Source organism: Thermosynechococcus sp. HY596, from assembly GCF_030518715.1.
Taxonomy (GTDB): Bacteria; Cyanobacteriota; Cyanobacteriia; order Thermosynechococcales; family Thermosynechococcaceae; genus Thermosynechococcus.
Genome location: NZ_CP130346.1, coordinates 251,558 through 269,784 on the forward strand (window position 1 = coordinate 251,558; position 18,227 = coordinate 269,784).

Genomic DNA, 18,227 nt, shown 5'->3' on the forward strand with positions numbered 1-18,227 from the left:
CCATGGTTTTTAATTGGTTTCGACGCAAGTTTGGTGGCAGTGGTGAGGAGCCATCGCCCCCTGCAGAAACCCCAACGGCAGCGCCATCCGCAGAATCCCCGCAATCTACAACTGAATCCACTGCTTCCCCCGGCATCCTCAACTGGGCAAAAACGGCACTCCAGTCGATTCAAGCGCGACAGCAATCGGAGAGTGCCGCGACGATTGAAACCATTGAAACCGCTGAAGAAACTCAAGAAACACCGCCTGCCGATGATGCCCCCGTTCCCGTTTCTATCGAGTCTGAAAAGCCCCCTGTTGCTGAACCTGCCCCTGTCCAGCCCGTTGTGGAAGCTGAGCCCGTAGACTCCTCCCTTGTCCTTGATGAAGGCTTTTTGTGGTCGGCGGAGGTGCTTGCCGCCCAAGGCCGGCGCCCAGAGGAGGTGGATATTGAGGAAATTACTTGGTTGCAACGTCTGCGCCAAGGTCTGGGCAAAACCCGTCGTGGCCTAGTGCATCAACTGCGGGCGATCGTCGGCCAAGGCCCCTTAAGTCGGGATGCCGTCGAAGAAATTGAGATGCTGCTGTTGCAGTCGGATGTGGGGGTCAAGGCCACGGATCAGATTATTGCGGCGCTGCAAACAAAAATTCGCCAAGAAACACTCCCTGCCGATCAGGCGATCGCCTACCTGAAGGAAATTCTGCGGGACATTCTCGATCGCCCCTTTGAAGCCGGCTACCGCCGCGACTTTGCTCCGAAAAAAAGCACGCTGAATATCTGGTTGATTGCCGGTGTCAACGGCGTTGGCAAAACCACCACCATTGGTAAACTGGCCCACATTGCCACCCAGTCAGGCTATCGCTGTCTGATTGCAGCGGCAGATACCTTTCGGGCAGCCGCCACGGAGCAGGTGAAAATTTGGGGACAGCGCTCCGATGTCGAGGTGATTGCCAACCCCGGCAAAAATACCGATCCTGCTGCTGTGGTCTTTGATGCCATTGGCGCTGCCCAAGCCCGAGGCACAGAATTGCTGCTAGTGGATACCGCTGGCCGCTTGCAAAACAAGGCCAACCTGATGGAGGAACTCAAGAAAATCCGTCGCATCATTGATAAAAAAGCGGGTGATGCTCAAATTGAATCGCTACTGGTTCTCGATGCCACCCTCGGCCAAAATGGCTTGCGCCAAGCACAGGTGTTTGCAGAAGCGGCGCAACTCACTGGGGTGATTTTAACCAAGCTGGACGGGACAGCCAAAGGGGGAGTGGCCTTGGCGGTAGTGCAGGAATTGGGACTACCGATTCGCTTCATTGGTGCGGGCGAGGGCATTAAGGATCTGCGCCCCTTTTCCAGTTTTGAATTTGTCGAGGCCTTGCTCTCCAGTGAGGTGGAGGTGGCAGCATGAAGCTGGCCGATCGCCTGCGGTATTTCCAAGGCAATGTCTTTGACGCCATGGATCGGGCGAAGGCAGCGGTGGCAGCCACTGGGCAGCCGATTGTGGATCTCTCCCTCGGCTCTGCGGATTTGCCCGTCGCCGATCACATTCTTGCGGCTATTGAAGCGTCGGTGCGCGATGCAAGTACCTATGGCTATCAACTCTTTGCCAGTACGGCGGCCTTTCGACAGGCAGTGGCCACTTGGTTTGAACGCCGCTTTGGCCTCAGGGTGGATCCCGAGCGGGAAGTGCTGACGCTGATTGGTTCACAGGAGGGGACGGCGCACTTGCCCCTTGCGGTGATGAATCCCCAAGAGTATGCGCTAGTGCTTGATCCAGGGTATCCCTCCCATGCGGGGGGGGTGTATCTTGCAGGGGGACAACTGTATCCCTTGCGCTTGCGGGCAGCAAATCACTTTTTGCCGGATTTAGCGGCCATTCCGCTGCCGGTGCGAGAGCAGGCAAAACTACTGATTCTCAGCTATCCCCACAATCCCACCACGGCGGTTGCGCCCTTGGACTTTTTCAAGACAGCAGTTGAGTTTTGCGATCGCCACGGGATTTTACTGGTGCATGATTTTCCCTACATTGATCTCGTCTTTGATGCGGAGCGGGCACCCTCGATCTTTGAAGTGGATCGCGATCGCCAAGTGGGCATTGAATTCTATAGCCTGTCTAAGTCCTACAACATGGGTGGGTTTCGCATTGGCTTTGCCATTGGCCGTGCCGACATCATTGCTGCCCTGCGCCAAATTAAATCGGTGATTGATTTCAACCAATACGCTGGCATCCTGCGGGGTGCCATTGCCGCCCTCACGGGAGATCAAACCTGTGTCCAGCAAACGCGGCAGATCTTTCGCCAGCGCCGTGATACCTTTGTCCAAGCCCTCGGCGATCATGGCTGGCCGGTGCCCCTCCCGCCAGCGACGATGTATGTGTGGGCGCAACTGCCGGAACCTTGGCACGGGGATTCCCTTGGCTTTTGTCAAGCTCTTGTCAAGGCAACTGGGATTGCCGCAGCTCCCGGATCGGGTTTTGGGGAAGGGGGAGAGGGTTATGTGCGCTTTGCCCTCGTGCGCGATCGCCCCTGTTTAGAAGTGGCGGCTGCCCAAATTGCCGAATTTAGCCAAACGGTCGTTCAGGTGTCGGGCGCTAATCGCCCATGATCCATGCCAAGAGTAGGATCAGGCCGCCCCAAAGGACAATTGCAGGAATATGAATGGAGCGCAACACCTCTAGGGGAGTTAAAACTAGCACCTCCGTAAAGAGATGGGTGACCGTACAAAGAAGAATGAGCAAAATGATAAAGAACATGGCAACTCGCTCTAGACATTGCCATAGATAGGAATCACGGCACCACTGATGGCAGCCGCTCCCTCAGAAATGAGATAGGCAATTAGATCACCGATCGCCCGAGGACTCACCCAATTGACCGCTTGCGCTTCGCCCATCGCTGCCCGATTGGCAGGGGTATCGATAATGCTGGGAAGGATGACATTGGCGGTAATGTTTTTGCCTTTGGTTTCGGCGGCGATCGCCCGCGTCAAGGCCACGACTGCGGCTTTAGCAGCACAATAGGCAGCCAGTTCAGCCGCTGGTTCAACTGCACCCCGTGAGCCAATGGTGACAATGCGCCCATATTGCTGGGCCTGCATACGTTTGAGGGCGTGCTTACAAACCAAGAAGGTGGTCTCGACATTGAGGCGAAAACTCTGCTGCCAATCGCTGAGGGCAAATTGTGCCGTTGCCCCCCTACTAAAGCCCCCCACGAGGTGAACCACGGCATCCAATTGCGGCATGCGACTGACCAGCGCAGCCACCTCACTTTCATTGTTCAAGTCGGCGGGTACAAACCGCACATTGGCCAATTCAGCCGCAGCCAGTTGTTTCTCTAGGGCTTCACGAGCCGCTGCATCAATATAGGGAATTGTCAGCGTATAGCCTTGACTGAGAAGAACTGGCACTACCCCTTGACCGAGTCCGCCTGTGCCCCCTGTCACTAAAACCGCGCGATGGGCAAATCCCCTCATGGTTCGTTCCTCGGTGTCAGTTGTCGTGCTCTATAGAAGGTTTGCAAACTGTGGCGATCGCCAACGAATCGCCAGTGCCAAGGCTCATAGCTCACCCCCTGCGGGTTATGACGGGGAAAGGACAGTTCAAAACTAAAACGCGCTGCATTTTTTTCCAGCCAGCGAAAGGCGGGGGTGTCCTCAAAAGCCTCACTGAGATGGGTGTCTGGCCGGGCGCCATCGCCAATGTCAATGGCATAGCCCGTATGGTGTTCGCTATAGCCGGGGGGCGCACTCACCAATGCCCGCTCACTTGCCCGTTGTGCCCGCTGCTCCTTGACCTCAAAAAAGAGATAATCCTGATCCTGCTTGGAGCGAAAACCCGATAGGGGCACCAATACCACTCCTTCCTGCTGCGCTGCTGCCACCATGGCACGAAACCGTTCTGCTGCGGCTCGCCGTAACTTAATTTGGCCATCGGCACTCACTGGTTCAAGCTCTGATAGGGGAGCCTCTTCATAGGGCAGATGTCCCAGCAGATTTTCCGTTGGCGTTAGCGTTGGCTCCGTTTCCGTAGCCGTTGGTGATTCCGTGGCACGATTGAGGAACCACACAGCTCCCACGCCCATTAGCCCCACAAGGACAAGGGCGATCGCCCACCCCCCTCGCCGAGGTTCTACTTTGCCCTGAGTGATTGGTTGTAGCCGCTCCGCAACAGGAATATCTTGATCCATGACGCAGTCCCGTGCCTTTTTATGAGAATAGACGATTTTTCCTAGGGCTGGGCATAGAGTTGCCAGTAGTTCCAGTAGTTCTCCAAGACACTCTTGACATAGCCATAGGTCTCAGGAAAGGGAATCGATTCCACAAAGCGATCGCTATCGGTCATATCAAAACGCTGCAACCACTGATTGACATTTCCCGGCCCGGCATTGTAACTGGCCAAGGCTAAGAGCGTGTTTTGATTGTACTGATTGTGGGTGTAGTCAACGTACCACGTGCCCAAGCGGATATTGTCCTCTGGATCCACAAGGGAATAGCTCTCTAGGTTCAACTTTTCGGCAATCCAAGCAGCCGTCTCTGGCATCAACTGCATCAACCCCGTTGCCCCCACCACTGAGCGGATCTCCTTTTCAAAGCGAGATTCTTGGCGAATCAAGGCCATCACCAATAGAGGATTTAAGTTGCGTGCCAAAGACCACTTTTCCACTAATTCCCAGTAGGGCAGGGGGTAAAGGGCATACCAGAAGCGGACATCGCGGCGAATAGGCGCAAAGAACGTTGCCACCTCGGGTTCACTGGCGGCCCGCGTAAACAAGTTTTGCAGCATAAAGATGCCATCGAGGTATTCTCCGACGCCAAGGCGAATCAGGCCATCAGTGAGTTGTTCTGCCGCTGTCGGCGTCACCCGATTTTGGAACTCCCACTGCCAGCGCTGCCAAGCCTCCTGAGATTGCCGCAGCAGGTACAGTTCACGTAGGGTGGCACTCCCTGTGGCCAAGGGGAGGAGGGGCTTGCGATCGCTCGCTACCGAGGGTCGCTGTTGTCGCAGCGTTGTAAAGGTGCCCACGGGTTTCTTGAGCAGACTGGCGGCTCGCCAAGCATAGTAGGTGTGGGGATAGCGCTCGATGACCAGTTGCCAAGTTTGGCGTTGCCCTTGGGGTTGTCCTGCTTCCCCTTGCCATTTTCCTTGCCAAAAGGCGGCTCGCGGTGCCAGCTCACTCTCAGGGTTCAATTTGAGAATTTCGCTAACCCACTGTTGTGCCTGAGACCACTGCCGTTTTTGGGCAGCCCCTTGGGCCAGTTGCCAGCGCAGTTCCGCTGCGGCGCTGCTTTGGGGATAGGTCTTGAAGAGCTGTTGTTGGCTCTGTTGTGCCCCCTTGGTATTGCCTAGTTCCTGATAAGCTTGGTACTGTGCCAGAAGGGCATCGGCAGCGATCGCGGGTGCTTGATTTTGCCTCGCTAACTGAAGACACTTGGCCAGCAAAGGGAGACGCTCCGCCGGCATTTTGGCTAAACGGGCAAGGCGCAGTTGGGCAAGGGCTGCTTCTGAACTTTGGGGAAAGCGGTTGATCAGGGCTTGATAGGCGGCGATCGCCCCAGAGGTGTCCTCACTCAATTGACGTCCCCGGCCCACCCGATAGAGATTCAAGGGGGTTGGTGGTGCCTTGGCATAGGCCGCTGCTGCCGGAGCATACTGCATTTTCTCCCAATAGCCAAAGGCGATCGCTTCCCAATCGGCGGGCGTCAGTTGATCGGCGTAGCGCTGCCGCAAAATTTCAAGGTAGGTGCCGTATTCCTTAAGAAAGAGGCCGTGGCGTGCCACCAGCTTCAGGTAGGGCACTTGATCGGGATTTTTCTCTAACTGTTGCGCCACATAGTTGACGACGGCAGGATGCTGTGGAAAGCGGGCGATCGCTGGTTGCGGTTGATTGAGGCTCAGGAGTGCCACTGCCGCTTCAGGTTCGTTGCCATAGTCCCGCAGCAACTGTTCCCACGTTTCCTTGGCCCTGCGGTTGTCCCCCTGTTGGCGATAGGCCTCCGCCCGCAGTAGGAGAATGGGTGCGGCCATGGGACGGTAAGTCTGCTCAAGATCTTGGAGCCACTGAAGTGCAGCTTGGGGTTGCTGTTGACTCAGGCTTTCTACGGCCAAAAGATAGCGGGCGCGATCGCGCTTGAGGGGATCTGCAGACTCTGCCCATTGCTTTAACTCTTGCGGACTTTGGGGCGGCGCTTCAACAGTCAGCGTGTAAAGGGGCGAAGGCGATCGCCAATGGTACCAACTGAACAGCCCACCGCCAACCATCAGTGCCGCCAACAACAGCGACACCAGCCAAGGCCGTATGCCTCGCCGCTGCTTTCGTTTTGGGAGTGATTTAACCATAATTTGCAATTCCAGCCAGCAACCCCGCTCTCCAATCTCCACAGTAAACTAGGGAGTACAACCCCATTCTTATTAAGTATGTGGTGGTCTTGGATGCAGCAGTGGCAACTGGGTGCTACCGAGGGGCGATCGCGCTTCAGGAAATCGCATTAACGACCTCACCCCCACATCGCCCTCCGCTGTGGCAATCTATGAAAAGATGAACCAATAATTGTGAACACCAATGCCCCCTATGCCACGAATGGTCTGGATTGTGATTAGCTGCAATTGCCTGATTGCGCTGATTGCATTATGGTCGGCGTGGCAGTTGGTCAAGCTGCGCCAGATTCTGCGGGGGGTGTCCCGTGCGCTCCTAGATGCGGAGCGGAGTACCCACGGGGTTTTAGGCGGTGCCCCTGAGGTGATTATCATTGGCCAGCGGGGGGTGGCCGGCTTGCGATCGCAATTGCCTAAATGGCGGCGGCAACAGCGCAATCTCCGTCTGTTTTTAACCTTGATAAGCTGGATAGGGCGATATGGTGTCCGCCTGCAAAGGAGAAAGCGATGAGTCAGCAACAGGGTGGCGGTGGTGCTTTTTGGGGGGGGCTGCTCCTAGGGAGCGCGATCGGGACAGTCGTGGGGCTGCTGATGGCTCCCCGCTCTGGCAAGGAAACCCGACAACTCCTGCGCAAATCCGCTGATGCCCTGCCCGAACTGCTCGAAGACATTACTGCGAGTTTTGAGCAACATCGCGATCGCCTCTCAGAAACCACCCAAGAACGCTGGCAAGCCACCTTAGAACGGCTCAAGGAAGCGATCGCCGTCGGTATCGAAGTCACCCAGCAGCAGCGGCAAACCTTTCGGCGCGAAGCCAATGGCATGGCCTTGAGTGACCCTGATGAAGAGGATGCTGTCAATCAATAGCCTGCGGTGGGTCATGAGCCAAGAAATTATGAGCCAAGATAATGAGGAGTTATCCCTTTATCAAACAATCTCGACCGAGGGAGAACCCACCGAGATTTTCCAAACAAAACGTAATACAATCTTGCCATCACGTTTTTTGGTAACAGCACTGTTACAACCAACAGGATTCAAAGAAGGGGTACACCATCGTGGGAGTATTTAGTCGCCTATCACGAGACATCGGCATTGACTTGGGCACAGCCAACACCCTAGTTTACGTGTCTGGGCGGGGTGTGGTTTTAGAGGAACCCTCCGTTGTTGCTATTGACCAAAATACCAAACAACCCCTTGCCGTTGGTGTTGAAGCAAAGCGAATGCTGGGGCGGACACCGGGCAATGTGGTGGCCGTGCGTCCCCTGCGGGATGGTGTGATTGCTGATTTTGAACGTGCGGAACTGATGCTCAAGCACTTTATGCGCCAAGTGCACGGCGGTAAGAATTTGTTTGCCCCCCGTGTGGTGATTGGGATTCCTAGTGGCGTGACCGGTGTCGAACGCCGTGCCATTGAGGATGCTGCGCGGGGTGCTGGGGCACGGGAAGTGTATTTGATTGATGAACCCGTCGCCGCCGCCTTTGGTGCGGGTTTACCCGTGGAAGAACCGACGGGCAACATGATTGTGGACATTGGCGGTGGCACGACCGAAGTGGCGGTTCTCAGTTTGCAGGGCACCGTTTTGAGTGAATCCGTCCGCGTTGCTGGCGATGAAATTTCTGAGGCGATCGTCCAGTATTTGAAAAAAGTACACAACCTGATCATTGGTGAACGCACGGCTGAGGAGATCAAGATTCGCATTGGCTCTGCCTACCCCAATGACAGCTATGACTCCGAATCCATGGAAGTGCGGGGGCTGCACCAACTCTCTGGCCTACCACGCACAGTCGTGGTCAAAGCAGAAGAGATTCGCGAAAGCATGGCTGAACCCCTCTCGGCGATTATTGAAGCCATTAAACGCACCCTTGAGCGGACGCCTCCGGAACTGGCCGCAGACATTGTCGATCGCGGGATTATGCTGGCTGGCGGCGGTGCCCTGCTACGGGGTCTCGATACCCTGATTAGCCATGAAACGGGCATTGTTGTTCACGTGGCAGCGGATCCCCTGCGGTGTGTGGTCATGGGTACCGGTCGGGTACTGGAAAACTTCAAAGACCTCGCCCGTGTCTTTTCCACACAACCAGCAGTGATTGGTTAAGGATGAGCAGCTATGGCTTTTCTGCTGCGCTGGTGGGGACGATATGCCGGCGGCCTAGTCCTTGTTGCTTTGGTACTCACAAGTGCTTGGATTTTGCGCGAGACCAATGGGGCAGCGATTCGCGAGCTGTACCGCCTTCTTAGTTTGCCCTTTCAAGGCGCAGTGGAGGATCAGCAAGCTCTGATTCAAGCCCGCACATGGCAACTGGAGCAGCAACTGGCCGCCGTCCAAGCGGAAAACCGGCGGTTGCGGCAAATGCTGAATGCACCGATGCTGCCTAATTTGAATGGCCGCATTGTTCCGGTGATTGGTCGCAGTTCCGATCAGTGGTGGCGATCGCTCCTCTTGGGGGAAGGCAGTCGTCAGGGTCTCACCATTGGTTCAGTCGTGGTGGGCAACGGGGGCCTTGTGGGGCGCATTACAAGCATTACTCCCAATACCAGTCGGGTAATGTTGCTCACGGATCCCGCCAGTCGAGTGGGGGTTGTGGTGGGTCGGACGCGGCAGATGGGGATTCTGCGGGGACAACTCAACCAGCAGGTGATTGTCGAGTTTTTAGAGAAAGACCCGAAGGTGCAGCCCAGGGATGTCCTCTATACCTCAGCCCTGAGTAGTCTCTATCCGGCAGGCATTCCCATTGGTGAGGTGCAATCGGTGGAACTGAGCGATCCCACCCGCCCCCATGCCACTGTTATTCTGGGCGCACCGATTGATCGCCTTGAGTGGGTCACCGTCATTCCCTATGCTGAACCGACAGACACATTTACACCGAACTAGCCTCAACGGGCTGATTACCATTGGCTCTGTGGGACTTTGTGCCCTGCTGAGCTTTATTCACTTACCCAACCTGCATCTATTGGTGCCAGACTGGTTTTTAATCTGGGTGGTGGTGTGGAGTGTCAAGCGATCGTGGGGGCAAGGGATACTGGCGGGTATTGCCCTCGGTTGGATTCAAGATGGCTTGGTCAGTGCTCATCCTAGCCACGCAGTCAGCTTAGCTTTGGTGGGGGGGTTGACCGCCCTGATGCAAAAGCAGCGCTTTGTTTCTGAGGATTTTATTTCGGTTGCCCTGATTACTTTTGCAATGGCCATCCTGCAACAAACGGTCATCGCAATCCAAATGAGCCTTGGCAGTGGCTTTCCCCTCGAGGAGATTTGGCAGCACCATCGGCAAGTCGCGCTTAGTTCAGCCATTATGAGTAGTCTTTGGGCACCCTTGCTCTATGCCCCCTTGAATCGCTGGTGGACGTGGTTGCGACAGCAGGAGTAGATTGCCAAAAAATGCAGGAGCCTCTGTGCCCCTGCACTGGAATCGTTAATTTTAACTCTTCGTCAATCGTCTAGCACTATGGGCGCAGTTTCCCGAGCATGCTCATAATGCCATCTTGTTTCTTGAGCATTTGGTTGAGCTTGCGCAAATCAAGGTTGATGGTTTCAGCAGGATAGTTTTTCAAAAACGACATCATGCTCAACCCTTCCGGAGAAGCAGCGGCAGTGAGCATGGCACCACGGAGAGCCACTTCACCGGCTTTATCGCGGCGAATCGTGACCTGAGAAAATTGTTTGAGTAAATCTTTGCCAATGGCGCTACCCAAAATTTTATCGGTTTGCACAACATTGAAGGGCAGCCGCATACCCAAGAATTCAAGGAGCTTGGCTTGGTCTTCTTTGGGAACGAACCGCATCAATGCTCGCAATTCTCCCGTGGCTTCTTGGGTGGACACAAATTCCTCTAGCTCCGACATTGGGAAGGAGCGCTGAAAAGGACCATAGGTGAGGGAGACAAAGTTAGCTGCTTTGGCAGGGGTGGTGAAAAGGGCACCCACGGGTAGTGCCAGAGCCAGTAACCAAGGCGAAAGACGCTTCAGCATAGGGGATCGACTCCAAAATCACTTCAGTACAAACGTCGGATTGCACCGCTAGCAGTATAGCAGCGAAAATAGAGCTTGCTGGCTCTCCTTAACTTATCCCTAACGTTTAGTAGGCTTAGACGTAAATTGATGAGCGTTTGGCAGCAGGGTGCCACCATTCAGCTAACAATTGACTCCTTGAGCCACACGGGGGAGGGGGTAGGACGCTGGCAGGATCGGGTGGTCTTTGTGGCGGATACAGTTCCGGGCGATCGCCTGCGGGTGCGACTGACCCATGTCAAGCGGCAATATGCCCACGGCAAGGTCTTGGAGGTGGTGCAGCCCTCAGAACAGCGGGTGCGGCCAAGCTGTATTGTCGCTGATAAGTGTGGCGGCTGTCAGTGGCAGTGTGTGGCCTATGGGGCGCAATTGGCGGCCAAAGAACAACTGGTGAAGGACGCGATCGCCCGCATTGCTCATCTAGAGCCGCAAACCTTTCTGCCCATTGTGGCTGCCCCTAACCCCTTTGGCTATCGCAATAAAGTGACGTACCCCCTCGGTCGCCGCCATGGTACCGTGGTTGCGGGCTATTACCAAAAAGGCTCCCATCACCTAGTGAACTTGAATCAATGTCCCGTGCAAGATCCGCGCCTCAATCCGCTCTTGGCTGCCCTGAAGCAAGCGTTACAACCTTGGCCGATATACAACGAGCAGACCCATGAACCGGGGTTGCGCCACTTGGGCTTGCGCATTGGTCAGCGTACCGGGGAGCAGCTCATTACCCTCGTGCTCGCGGGGGCATTACCCGCTGGCTTGCAGGCAGAGACAGAAGGTTGGTTACAGCAGTTTCAAGGGGTGGTGGGGGTCTGTGTCAACTTCAATCATCAAGTGGGCAATCGCATCTTTGGTGACGAGACCCAGGTATTGGCGGGGCGATCGTACCTTTGGGAAGAGATGGCAGGGGTGAGGTTTCAGATTGCCTCGACCACCTTTTTTCAAGTCAACACGGCGCAAGCGGAGCAACTGGTTAGCACCCTGCGAGAGTGGATTGCCCCAACGGGTCACGAACGACTGCTGGATCTCTACTGTGGAGTCGGGACACTGAGCCTACCCCTTGCCGGCGCTGTCGCTGAAGTGATTGGTGTGGAAGTGCATCCTGCCTCGGTACAACAGGCGATCGCCAACGCCCAGCACAATGGTATTCACAATGCTCACTTTCTCTGCGCCAGAGCAGAAGAGTGGCTACCCCAGTCCGATCAGGCCGTGGATGTGCTAATTCTTGATCCACCGCGCAAAGGGTGCGATCGCCCCCTTCTTGAGGCGATTCTCCGCCACCGTCCGCCGCGCATTCTCTATGTCAGTTGTCACCCTGCCACCTTGGCACGGGATTTGGCTCACCTCTGCGCTACCGGTGCCTATCAACTAACCAAAATTCAGCCCCTCGATATGTTTCCGCAAACAGCCCATGTAGAAACGGTTGCTTTACTGACTACTTCCTAGGGCAGGATTTTCCCCAGTGGGTTGGATGGGCTCTACGCGAAATATTTTGGCAAACATCTTGCTAACGTAGGCTTGGCCATAGACTACGCTGGTCTTAGGTGTTGGCGAAGTGCTTGTCTCTGGTGGCGCGGCGGCTGGACTTTCCTGATGGCTAGAGGGAGAGGCTGTAGACTCCTGCTGCTCTGGCGGGGCATTCTCTGCAGTATCGGCAGTTGTTGATGGCTCTTGCCAAGGATCCTCAGAGGAAACGGCACTCTCTTGGGGGGGACTCGTTTCTGCGGGGGGCTGCCAACGGCGACTACTATCACCAAGAAGCGAACCAGCAGCCACCACAGCACCAGCTGGAATCGTTGTTTGCATCACGGTGGTACTGGCGCCAATACAGGCATGGGGTTCAACGGTCACTGCCCCAATCAGCAGCACGCCCGCGCCAATGTTGACCCCTTCGCCAATTTCAATGGTGCCGCCGTGGGCATGAATGACGCTGCCCATACCAATACAGACACCTGCGGCAATGCGAATTGAAGCCCCTGCTTCTGCCCAAAGCAACACCCCGGGTGCCAAAACGGCTTGGGGATCCACCACCACATCACCAACAATGCGAACCGCAGGTGAAGGGGGCAGGGCTAAAGGCGGCAGGGGCATTGGGGCACCTCACAGGGAGGGCTACTTAGCAGCCTGTTGGAGCAGGATTTCGGCCACCCGCTGCTTACCGGCAGGATTAATGCCAATCAGCCGCACGTACTCGCCACTGTATTCTTGGAGGCAAGCCTGAATCGCAGCAAGGGCTTCATTGAGATTTTTGGCCTCAATGCGGGGGCCACTTTGCCAAGAGTTGGTGCGGTAGCGACGGGCATCCACGTGTTCTAGGCCGAGGGTATAGCCCTGTTGTAGCAGTTGCCGTACTTGTTCGACGACCTCTTGACTGAGGTTGTGGCTGCTAGTGCTCCCTTGACTAGAGGCGGTTGGGCGCGGTGCGAACCCTTGACCACGGGTGCTACTGCCATTGCTGGCGGCTTTACTATTGGGGCGGTGAATAATCGTTTCCAGTACCCGCTGTTTGGCTTGGGGATTGACACCTACGAGGCGGACATAGTCCCGCTGGTGCTCGGCAAGGAAGGCACTGAGGTCATTGAGCTGCTGCGCTGAGGTAATTTTGATGCCGCTTTGCCAAGAACTGGTACGGAAGCGACGCTGGTCGGCATACTCGGTGGTGACTTGGCAGCCTTGGCGCAACAGGTCTTGAATTTGGTTCAGGAGATCGGCACTGAGAACGGTTTCATTGCTGGCCGAACTGACGGAGACAGGGCTAGTAGCCGCTGGGGTTGCTGCTTTTGTGGCGATCGCCACCGCGCTATCGGGCCGCTGAATAATTTGCTCAAGGACGCGCCGCTTTTGCTTTTGATCAATACCAATCAAGCGCACATATTCCCCTGCATGTTCTTGGAGGCAGGCTTCAAGGGCGGCGAGCACTTCCCGTTCCTGCTTTGCTTGAATCGGAGCACAACTGGTCCAAGAGCTGGTGCGATAGCGGCGGGCATCGGCGTGCTCTGTGCCAATTTGATAGCCCTGCTGGAGCAACTGCCGCACCTGAGCCACAACGGAAGCATCGAGGGAACCCACTGGGGCTGCACTCACGGTTGCACTGGGACGATAGGGACTGGTACTGGTCACAGGAGCTTGACCGGGGCGTTGAATGATCTCTTCAAAAACGCGGCGCTTGGCTTTGGGATCGACGCCGATCAGGCGCACATACTCGCCCTCGTGTTCCTTGAGGAGTTGGGCGATCGCCGCCATCACTTGAGACTCCTGCCGTCCCGTCAACGTCGGGCAACTCTGCCAAGAGCTAGTGCGATACCGCCGCGCATCGGCATATTCCAAGCTGATTTGGTATCCCTGCTGCAACAATTGGCGGACATGAGTCCCATAATCTGCGGTCATGGTGTTCTTTTCCCCGGTGAGCGTTTCAACGTGTAGGATGAGTGGGTCTTCTTGACGCTGGAGTTCATTCCGAATCGGGGCAATACAGGCAATATTCTCAGCACACTGGTACCCCGATAGCAGTGCTTCATTGATGCCAACCACGTGCTGGGCAAAGTGAATATCCGACTCTTCCACATTCGGCAGGCGATCGGCTTGCTGCTGCGTCGTGATCACCATTCCTGAAGGCACATATTTTCCCGGTGGAATCTCCACATCCTGAATGAGGACATGCATCATCACCACACAGCCTGCGCCAATCCGAGCATTAAAGACCGTCGAACGAAAGCCAATGAAACAGCCATCGCCAATGTAGGCAGGGCCGTGGATCAAGGCCATGTGGGTAATTGAGGCATTATCACCAATCCAGACAGAATACTCTTGGCCATCATCGCCAATCACCCGTCCCTGCTGGAGGCCGTGGATGACAACGCCATCTTGAATGTTGGTGCGGGAGCCAATGTGGAAGGGCGTTCCTTCATCGGCACGAATGGACGTGCCGGGTGCGATGTGAACATAATCTTTGATGCGGACATCGCCGATGAGGTTACTAAAGGAGTGGACGTAAGCCGTGGGGGCAATCTCTGGCTCCGCTAAATCCCTAGACCACGGCGTCGGAGGTGCCGCATAGCTTTGAACCGCCATAGGGAGAAGTCTCCAATGCTAATACTGGGTACGTTTGCTGTAGAGCAAATAATTATCCCGACTTACGGTGTCAATAATGGCGACAACGGCTGCGTCAATGGGTTTGTCGGTGCCATTGATAATACAGCGGGCGGCACTGCCTCGGCTTACCAATACCCACTCATCCTGTCCTGCACCAACCGTATCCGCAGCCACTTCGTAGTCGGGTAAAAATTCGCCGTCCTCACCCAAATATTGCAAGACGAGAAACTTGACTCCCGTTAAGGTGTCTTCTTTTTGAGTACTGGTAACGGTGCCGCACACTCGCGCGATTTTCACTATGGGCGACCCATCGGGCGGATACCGCTAACGCTTTCGCGGAATTGTTCCACCGCTTCGGTGTAGCGAATGGGTAGGACGTATTCGAGGTTTTCGTGGGGACGTGCAATGATGTGGGTGGAAAGCACTTGACCCCCATTCACACGCTTCACGTTTTCGACCCCCGCCGCCACCGAAGCCTGCACTTCAGACACATCACCACGGACAATCACAGTCACCCGACCACTGCCGATTTTCTCGTAGCCCACGAGGGTAACGCGAGCGGCTTTCACCATTGCGTCTGCGGCTTCCACCACTGCGGGGAAACCAAGGGTTTCAATCATACCGACGGCAATTGCCATTGTAATAACTCCTAAACGTCAAACAAGTAAAGAACTAAAAGAACCAGAGGATCGATAAGCGATGCAACTGAAAACTCCACCAAACTGCCCAACCCTTTAGTTTCGGAATTGCTCCACTGCCTCGGTATAGCGAATGGGCAATACGTACTCAAGGTTTTCGTGGGGACGAGCAATGATGTGCGTAGACAGAACCTCGCCGCCATTGACACGTTTGGCAGAATCAACCCCAGCAGCCACTGAGGCTTGTACTTCGGAGACATCACCCCGCACAATCACAGTGACCCGACCACTCCCAATTTTTTCGTAGCCCACAAGGGTGACCCGAGCGGCTTTTACCATTGCGTCTGCTGCTTCGACGACGGCGGGGAATCCGCGCGTTTCAATCATTCCCACAGCAATTGGCATGAGTAAGCTCTCCTAATTAGAATAAGGGTAAGCAGTACAAAAGCTAGAGTTGCAATCAGAGCGATCGCTACAGAAAATAATGACGGGATAGCCGATTGTTATCGTGACGTTAATCACCGTCTTTTTATCTCTAAAACAAGCATAGGGTGAGGGGTTTCTTTTGACAATATAATGATTGATAATCTTTTCTAGTTTCTCATATTATCAAATCTAATTCTAAGCCCTTGACACCCCTTTCAACCCAAGACACGTCAATACGAATTGGTTAATCCATAGAATTTTATCTAAAACCAGTTATCTTCTCATAGACCGATTACTCGATTAAGAGGGAGCCGCCTGCGTTTGGGCAGACTGCATAGAGTATTTCAATGCTGCTCCGTATTTTGCTAGACTAAAATCTATTGTTTCATCAAACAGCAATTAACTTTTCTCGATCAATACTCTGTAAAACGCTGATCGAACCGATGCGCTGAAACTCTTTGCTACTTTTATCGGCGAGGTGCAGTACCCAAGGCAGTCGAGAAGAGCAAAATCCGCTAGCAGGATGCAATTGAGTCAAATGATAGGTCTGTAAAGCCAGTAGCTCTAAAGGGGTCTTGCCATGGGTGTGCACAACGCGCAACGGTCTAGCACTGCCTCCATATTTTTTCTTGCTTGCCTCCTCGCTACTTTGTAAAATAAACGATTTCGTTTCCTCGAAAAAGACAACAGTACCCACTGCAGCATCCTGATAGGTTACTTTGCTATCAGTTGAACGAATCTCACGTCCCATTCTGCCTGAGCCGCTTTTACGGACACTGAGAATATCGACAGCAATATCTTTTTTATTTAGTTCTTCGATTGTTTGCTCAAATTCCCCTTTTTGAATAAGGCCGTCGCGCATAATTAATATCTTTTTAGGGTAGCGGTTAAATTTAACTTGAAACTTAAAAACTAAACTAGACACAACTTGCCAAATTACTTGGCCAGAGATAGTTTCTCCCCGTTGCACATCTGGTAACTCCCAACCCAAGCTTTGACCATTGGCCAAGACTGCAAAAGCAGAAGTACCATAGTACAGTCTTCCATTTGTACCTGTGTCAAAACCGATAACCAAGTCAGCAGCTTCAGAATGATCTAATGGTTTTAGGTAGACAGGCTGCCACTTGGCTTTACACAGCAGCCCTAGGCAAACATTGAGAGATTTATAATTATTTACATTAACTGGCACCATAAACTGAGTTGCTATACCTGCTTTTAATGCTTGATTTCGCAATTTTTGTTTTTCTTCATTGGGCGACCAAGGCATCACTACTAAGACAGTTTTAATTCCTTTATTAGCCCATTGCTGCCAGAATGTTTGTTGATCCAGATCATCTTTCGGATATTCGCTTTTTGTAAAATAGGAGTCTATTTGTATCTGCGTGTCACTACTTTTTGCTATTTGCAGTAAGCATTCGCGTACTTTTTCTGGGTATTGAGGTTTATCATCAAAAAGATTAAGGCAACCAAATTTCGTTTCGCCAATTTTTGCACAGCCAAAGAAGCTAATTTTAGCTGTTTTGTCAATTTCTTTATTATCGCAAGCTAATAGTTTTGCGCGAGGCATGACAAACCCGTTAACTTTGATCAGCTCTGGTTGACGACTAAGATTATAGATGTGTTTGAAAATGAGTTCGGCTGTTTTTTGGGATTCCGACAAACGCAGGTTAATGTTTTTCCTAATGCAGTCAAACACACCTTGAATTTCACTTTTTTCTCTGCCTTGTTCAGCAATTTGTGCCAACATTTCCATTGTGAGAACTGGTGATAGTCTTTGAGATAGATGATATACTGTCTTAGGTTTATAGTCACTAGTTTTTTCAACAGTTACAACGCGTGACTCATTGATATCTTGCTCAGATGCACCGTTTTGACGGTGGTAAGCCGCTAAACTGATTCCGAGTTCTTTTATTTCTACATCATTTGGATTTTCATTCGAAAAATTTTTAAGAATCCAAACTTGTTGATTTCCGTTTTTATCTTTGTAGGTATTCCTGACGTACTTGATCTGAATATCGGGATATTCATTGAGCCACCATTCAAGTGTAAATGGAGTATAAAAGCGATGATGAATATCAATTTCCAAGTATAATTTTCCATCTGGCTCAATTCTAACGTTGATTGCTCCACCTCTATGTACTTCCCAGCCATGGCCGCTTTTTTCCAGCCCTTTTTGGTCAAAAATCCACCAAATCAATCCGACTTCGTAATCTTTTTCAAATCTGGTTTTCTTAAATTTTTCTTTTAATTTGCACTCTAGGATTTTGCGTTCAAAGGATTCCAGTGCTTGCCTTTCGTGATCTTTTTGACAACTCAGCTCTCTACATCCTATTTCTTGTAACTGCCAATCCTGAGTTTGCCTCCTACTAGTATCAATACGCTCCCTTGTAATAATGAGGCTCCCTAGTCGAACAGCAGTTACGCCTAGTTTGTAGCAAACGCTGGAAAGGGCTTTTTGCTCGCTCCCTTGTTCTGGCACTTGAGTAAATTGGCATTGGTATTCATAAAATCTGAGATCCTGTTGAGTCAGATTTTTCACAAAAAAACGATTGAGTATAACTTCAACTTCTGGAAATTGGGCGGACATCATTGATAGAGAATGTATTGGCATCAGGCCATATTGCCATATTTAGGATAGGATTATTCGTTTATCGTAGCAAGTCTCGCTTGGCATTAGGAAGAATCAGCCAAGATAGAATCGTCGTGGATATTTATGGGTGTGGAGTTCTT

Annotated in this window: 19 protein-coding genes; 8 read left to right on the plus strand and 11 right to left on the minus strand. The window is 53.1% G+C overall.

The genetic code is table 11. The annotated features are described in order from the left end of the window. The first annotated feature begins 2 nt into the window (after positions 1-2). Complete coding sequence (gene ftsY / locus QYC28_RS01195; protein WP_149817427.1) at positions 3-1,382, plus strand: signal recognition particle-docking protein FtsY; 1,380 nt, start codon at positions 3-5, stop codon at positions 1,380-1,382. Then, positions 1,379-2,578 (plus strand): LL-diaminopimelate aminotransferase, encoded by a 1,200-nt coding sequence (locus tag QYC28_RS01200; RefSeq protein ID WP_149817429.1) that lies wholly within the window; start codon positions 1,379-1,381, stop codon positions 2,576-2,578. Before ftsY ends, QYC28_RS01200 begins: the two co-directional genes overlap by 4 nt. Here the strand turns inward: QYC28_RS01200 and QYC28_RS01205 are convergent. The 4 genes from QYC28_RS01205 to QYC28_RS01220 are packed head-to-tail and all read right to left on the minus strand — an operon-like array spanning position 2,565 to position 6,305. Continuing rightward, positions 2,565-2,726: a hypothetical protein gene (locus QYC28_RS01205; RefSeq protein ID WP_190278145.1), complete on the minus strand. Its 162-nt coding sequence runs from the start codon at positions 2,724-2,726 to the stop codon at positions 2,565-2,567. The two genes, QYC28_RS01200 and QYC28_RS01205, sit on opposite strands and share 14 nt — an antisense overlap. A gap of 11 nt (positions 2,727-2,737) precedes the next feature. Further along, positions 2,738-3,442 (minus strand): 3-oxoacyl-ACP reductase FabG, encoded by a 705-nt coding sequence (gene fabG / locus QYC28_RS01210; protein ID WP_149817432.1) that lies wholly within the window; start codon positions 3,440-3,442, stop codon positions 2,738-2,740. After that, complete coding sequence (locus QYC28_RS01215) at positions 3,439-4,155, minus strand: D-alanyl-D-alanine carboxypeptidase family protein (protein WP_302679713.1); 717 nt, start codon at positions 4,153-4,155, stop codon at positions 3,439-3,441. Before QYC28_RS01215 ends, fabG begins: the two co-directional genes overlap by 4 nt. Before the next feature lie 41 nt (positions 4,156-4,196). Then, positions 4,197-6,305, minus strand: coding sequence for a transglycosylase SLT domain-containing protein (locus QYC28_RS01220; protein WP_302679714.1), 2,109 nt, complete (start codon positions 6,303-6,305; stop codon positions 4,197-4,199). Positions 6,306-6,537: 232 nt separating this feature from the next. On the opposite strand from QYC28_RS01220, the gene QYC28_RS01225 reads away from it, so the two are divergent. From QYC28_RS01225 to mreD, 5 genes are all read left to right on the plus strand, one after another. Continuing rightward, complete coding sequence (locus QYC28_RS01225) at positions 6,538-6,852, plus strand: hypothetical protein (RefSeq protein ID WP_286626259.1); 315 nt, start codon at positions 6,538-6,540, stop codon at positions 6,850-6,852. Then, complete coding sequence (locus QYC28_RS01230) at positions 6,849-7,208, plus strand: YtxH domain-containing protein (RefSeq protein ID WP_190278147.1); 360 nt, start codon at positions 6,849-6,851, stop codon at positions 7,206-7,208. Before QYC28_RS01225 ends, QYC28_RS01230 begins: the two co-directional genes overlap by 4 nt. Before the next feature lie 188 nt (positions 7,209-7,396). Beyond that, on the plus strand, positions 7,397-8,437 hold the full coding sequence (locus QYC28_RS01235) for a rod shape-determining protein (RefSeq protein ID WP_149817440.1): 1,041 nt from the start codon (positions 7,397-7,399) through the stop codon (positions 8,435-8,437). A gap of 12 nt (positions 8,438-8,449) precedes the next feature. Next, entirely contained in the window at positions 8,450-9,214 is a 765-nt protein-coding gene (gene mreC / locus QYC28_RS01240) for a rod shape-determining protein MreC (protein WP_149817442.1), read from the plus strand. Next, positions 9,180-9,707, plus strand: coding sequence for a rod shape-determining protein MreD (mreD, locus tag QYC28_RS01245; RefSeq protein ID WP_149817445.1), 528 nt, complete (start codon positions 9,180-9,182; stop codon positions 9,705-9,707). Before mreC ends, mreD begins: the two co-directional genes overlap by 35 nt. Before the next feature lie 76 nt (positions 9,708-9,783). On the opposite strand, the gene QYC28_RS01250 is transcribed toward mreD, so the two are convergent. Continuing rightward, complete coding sequence (locus QYC28_RS01250; RefSeq protein ID WP_149817447.1) at positions 9,784-10,308, minus strand: alpha/beta hydrolase; 525 nt, start codon at positions 10,306-10,308, stop codon at positions 9,784-9,786. Positions 10,309-10,437: 129 nt separating this feature from the next. Here QYC28_RS01250 and rlmD point away from each other — a divergent pair, with 129 nt between their 5' ends. After that, positions 10,438-11,787, plus strand: a complete 1,350-nt coding sequence (gene rlmD, locus QYC28_RS01255) for a 23S rRNA (uracil(1939)-C(5))-methyltransferase RlmD (protein WP_302679715.1) — start codon at positions 10,438-10,440, stop codon at positions 11,785-11,787. Here the strand turns inward: rlmD and QYC28_RS01260 are convergent. From QYC28_RS01260 to QYC28_RS01285, 6 genes are all read right to left on the minus strand, one after another. Further along, complete coding sequence (locus QYC28_RS01260) at positions 11,770-12,432, minus strand: transferase (protein WP_149817451.1); 663 nt, start codon at positions 12,430-12,432, stop codon at positions 11,770-11,772. The two genes, rlmD and QYC28_RS01260, sit on opposite strands and share 18 nt — an antisense overlap. Positions 12,433-12,453: 21 nt before the next feature. Beyond that, on the minus strand, positions 12,454-14,412 hold the full coding sequence (locus QYC28_RS01265; protein ID WP_149817453.1) for a ribulose bisphosphate carboxylase small subunit: 1,959 nt from the start codon (positions 14,410-14,412) through the stop codon (positions 12,454-12,456). Between the two features lie 18 nt (positions 14,413-14,430). Continuing rightward, a complete protein-coding gene (locus tag QYC28_RS01270) occupies positions 14,431-14,730 on the minus strand; it encodes a EutN/CcmL family microcompartment protein (RefSeq protein WP_149817455.1) in 300 nt (99 codons plus the stop codon). Then, entirely contained in the window at positions 14,730-15,071 is a 342-nt protein-coding gene (locus QYC28_RS01275) for a carbon dioxide-concentrating mechanism protein CcmK (RefSeq protein ID WP_011056790.1), read from the minus strand. The genes QYC28_RS01270 and QYC28_RS01275 overlap by 1 nt, the downstream gene beginning before the upstream one ends. A gap of 96 nt (positions 15,072-15,167) precedes the next feature. Continuing rightward, positions 15,168-15,476 (minus strand): carbon dioxide-concentrating mechanism protein CcmK, encoded by a 309-nt coding sequence (locus QYC28_RS01280; RefSeq protein ID WP_011056791.1) that lies wholly within the window; start codon positions 15,474-15,476, stop codon positions 15,168-15,170. A 409-nt stretch (positions 15,477-15,885) separates the two neighbouring features. Continuing rightward, on the minus strand, positions 15,886-18,087 hold the full coding sequence (locus QYC28_RS01285; protein WP_302679716.1) for an argonaute PAZ domain-containing protein: 2,202 nt from the start codon (positions 18,085-18,087) through the stop codon (positions 15,886-15,888). Between the last annotated feature and the right edge of the window lie 140 nt (positions 18,088-18,227).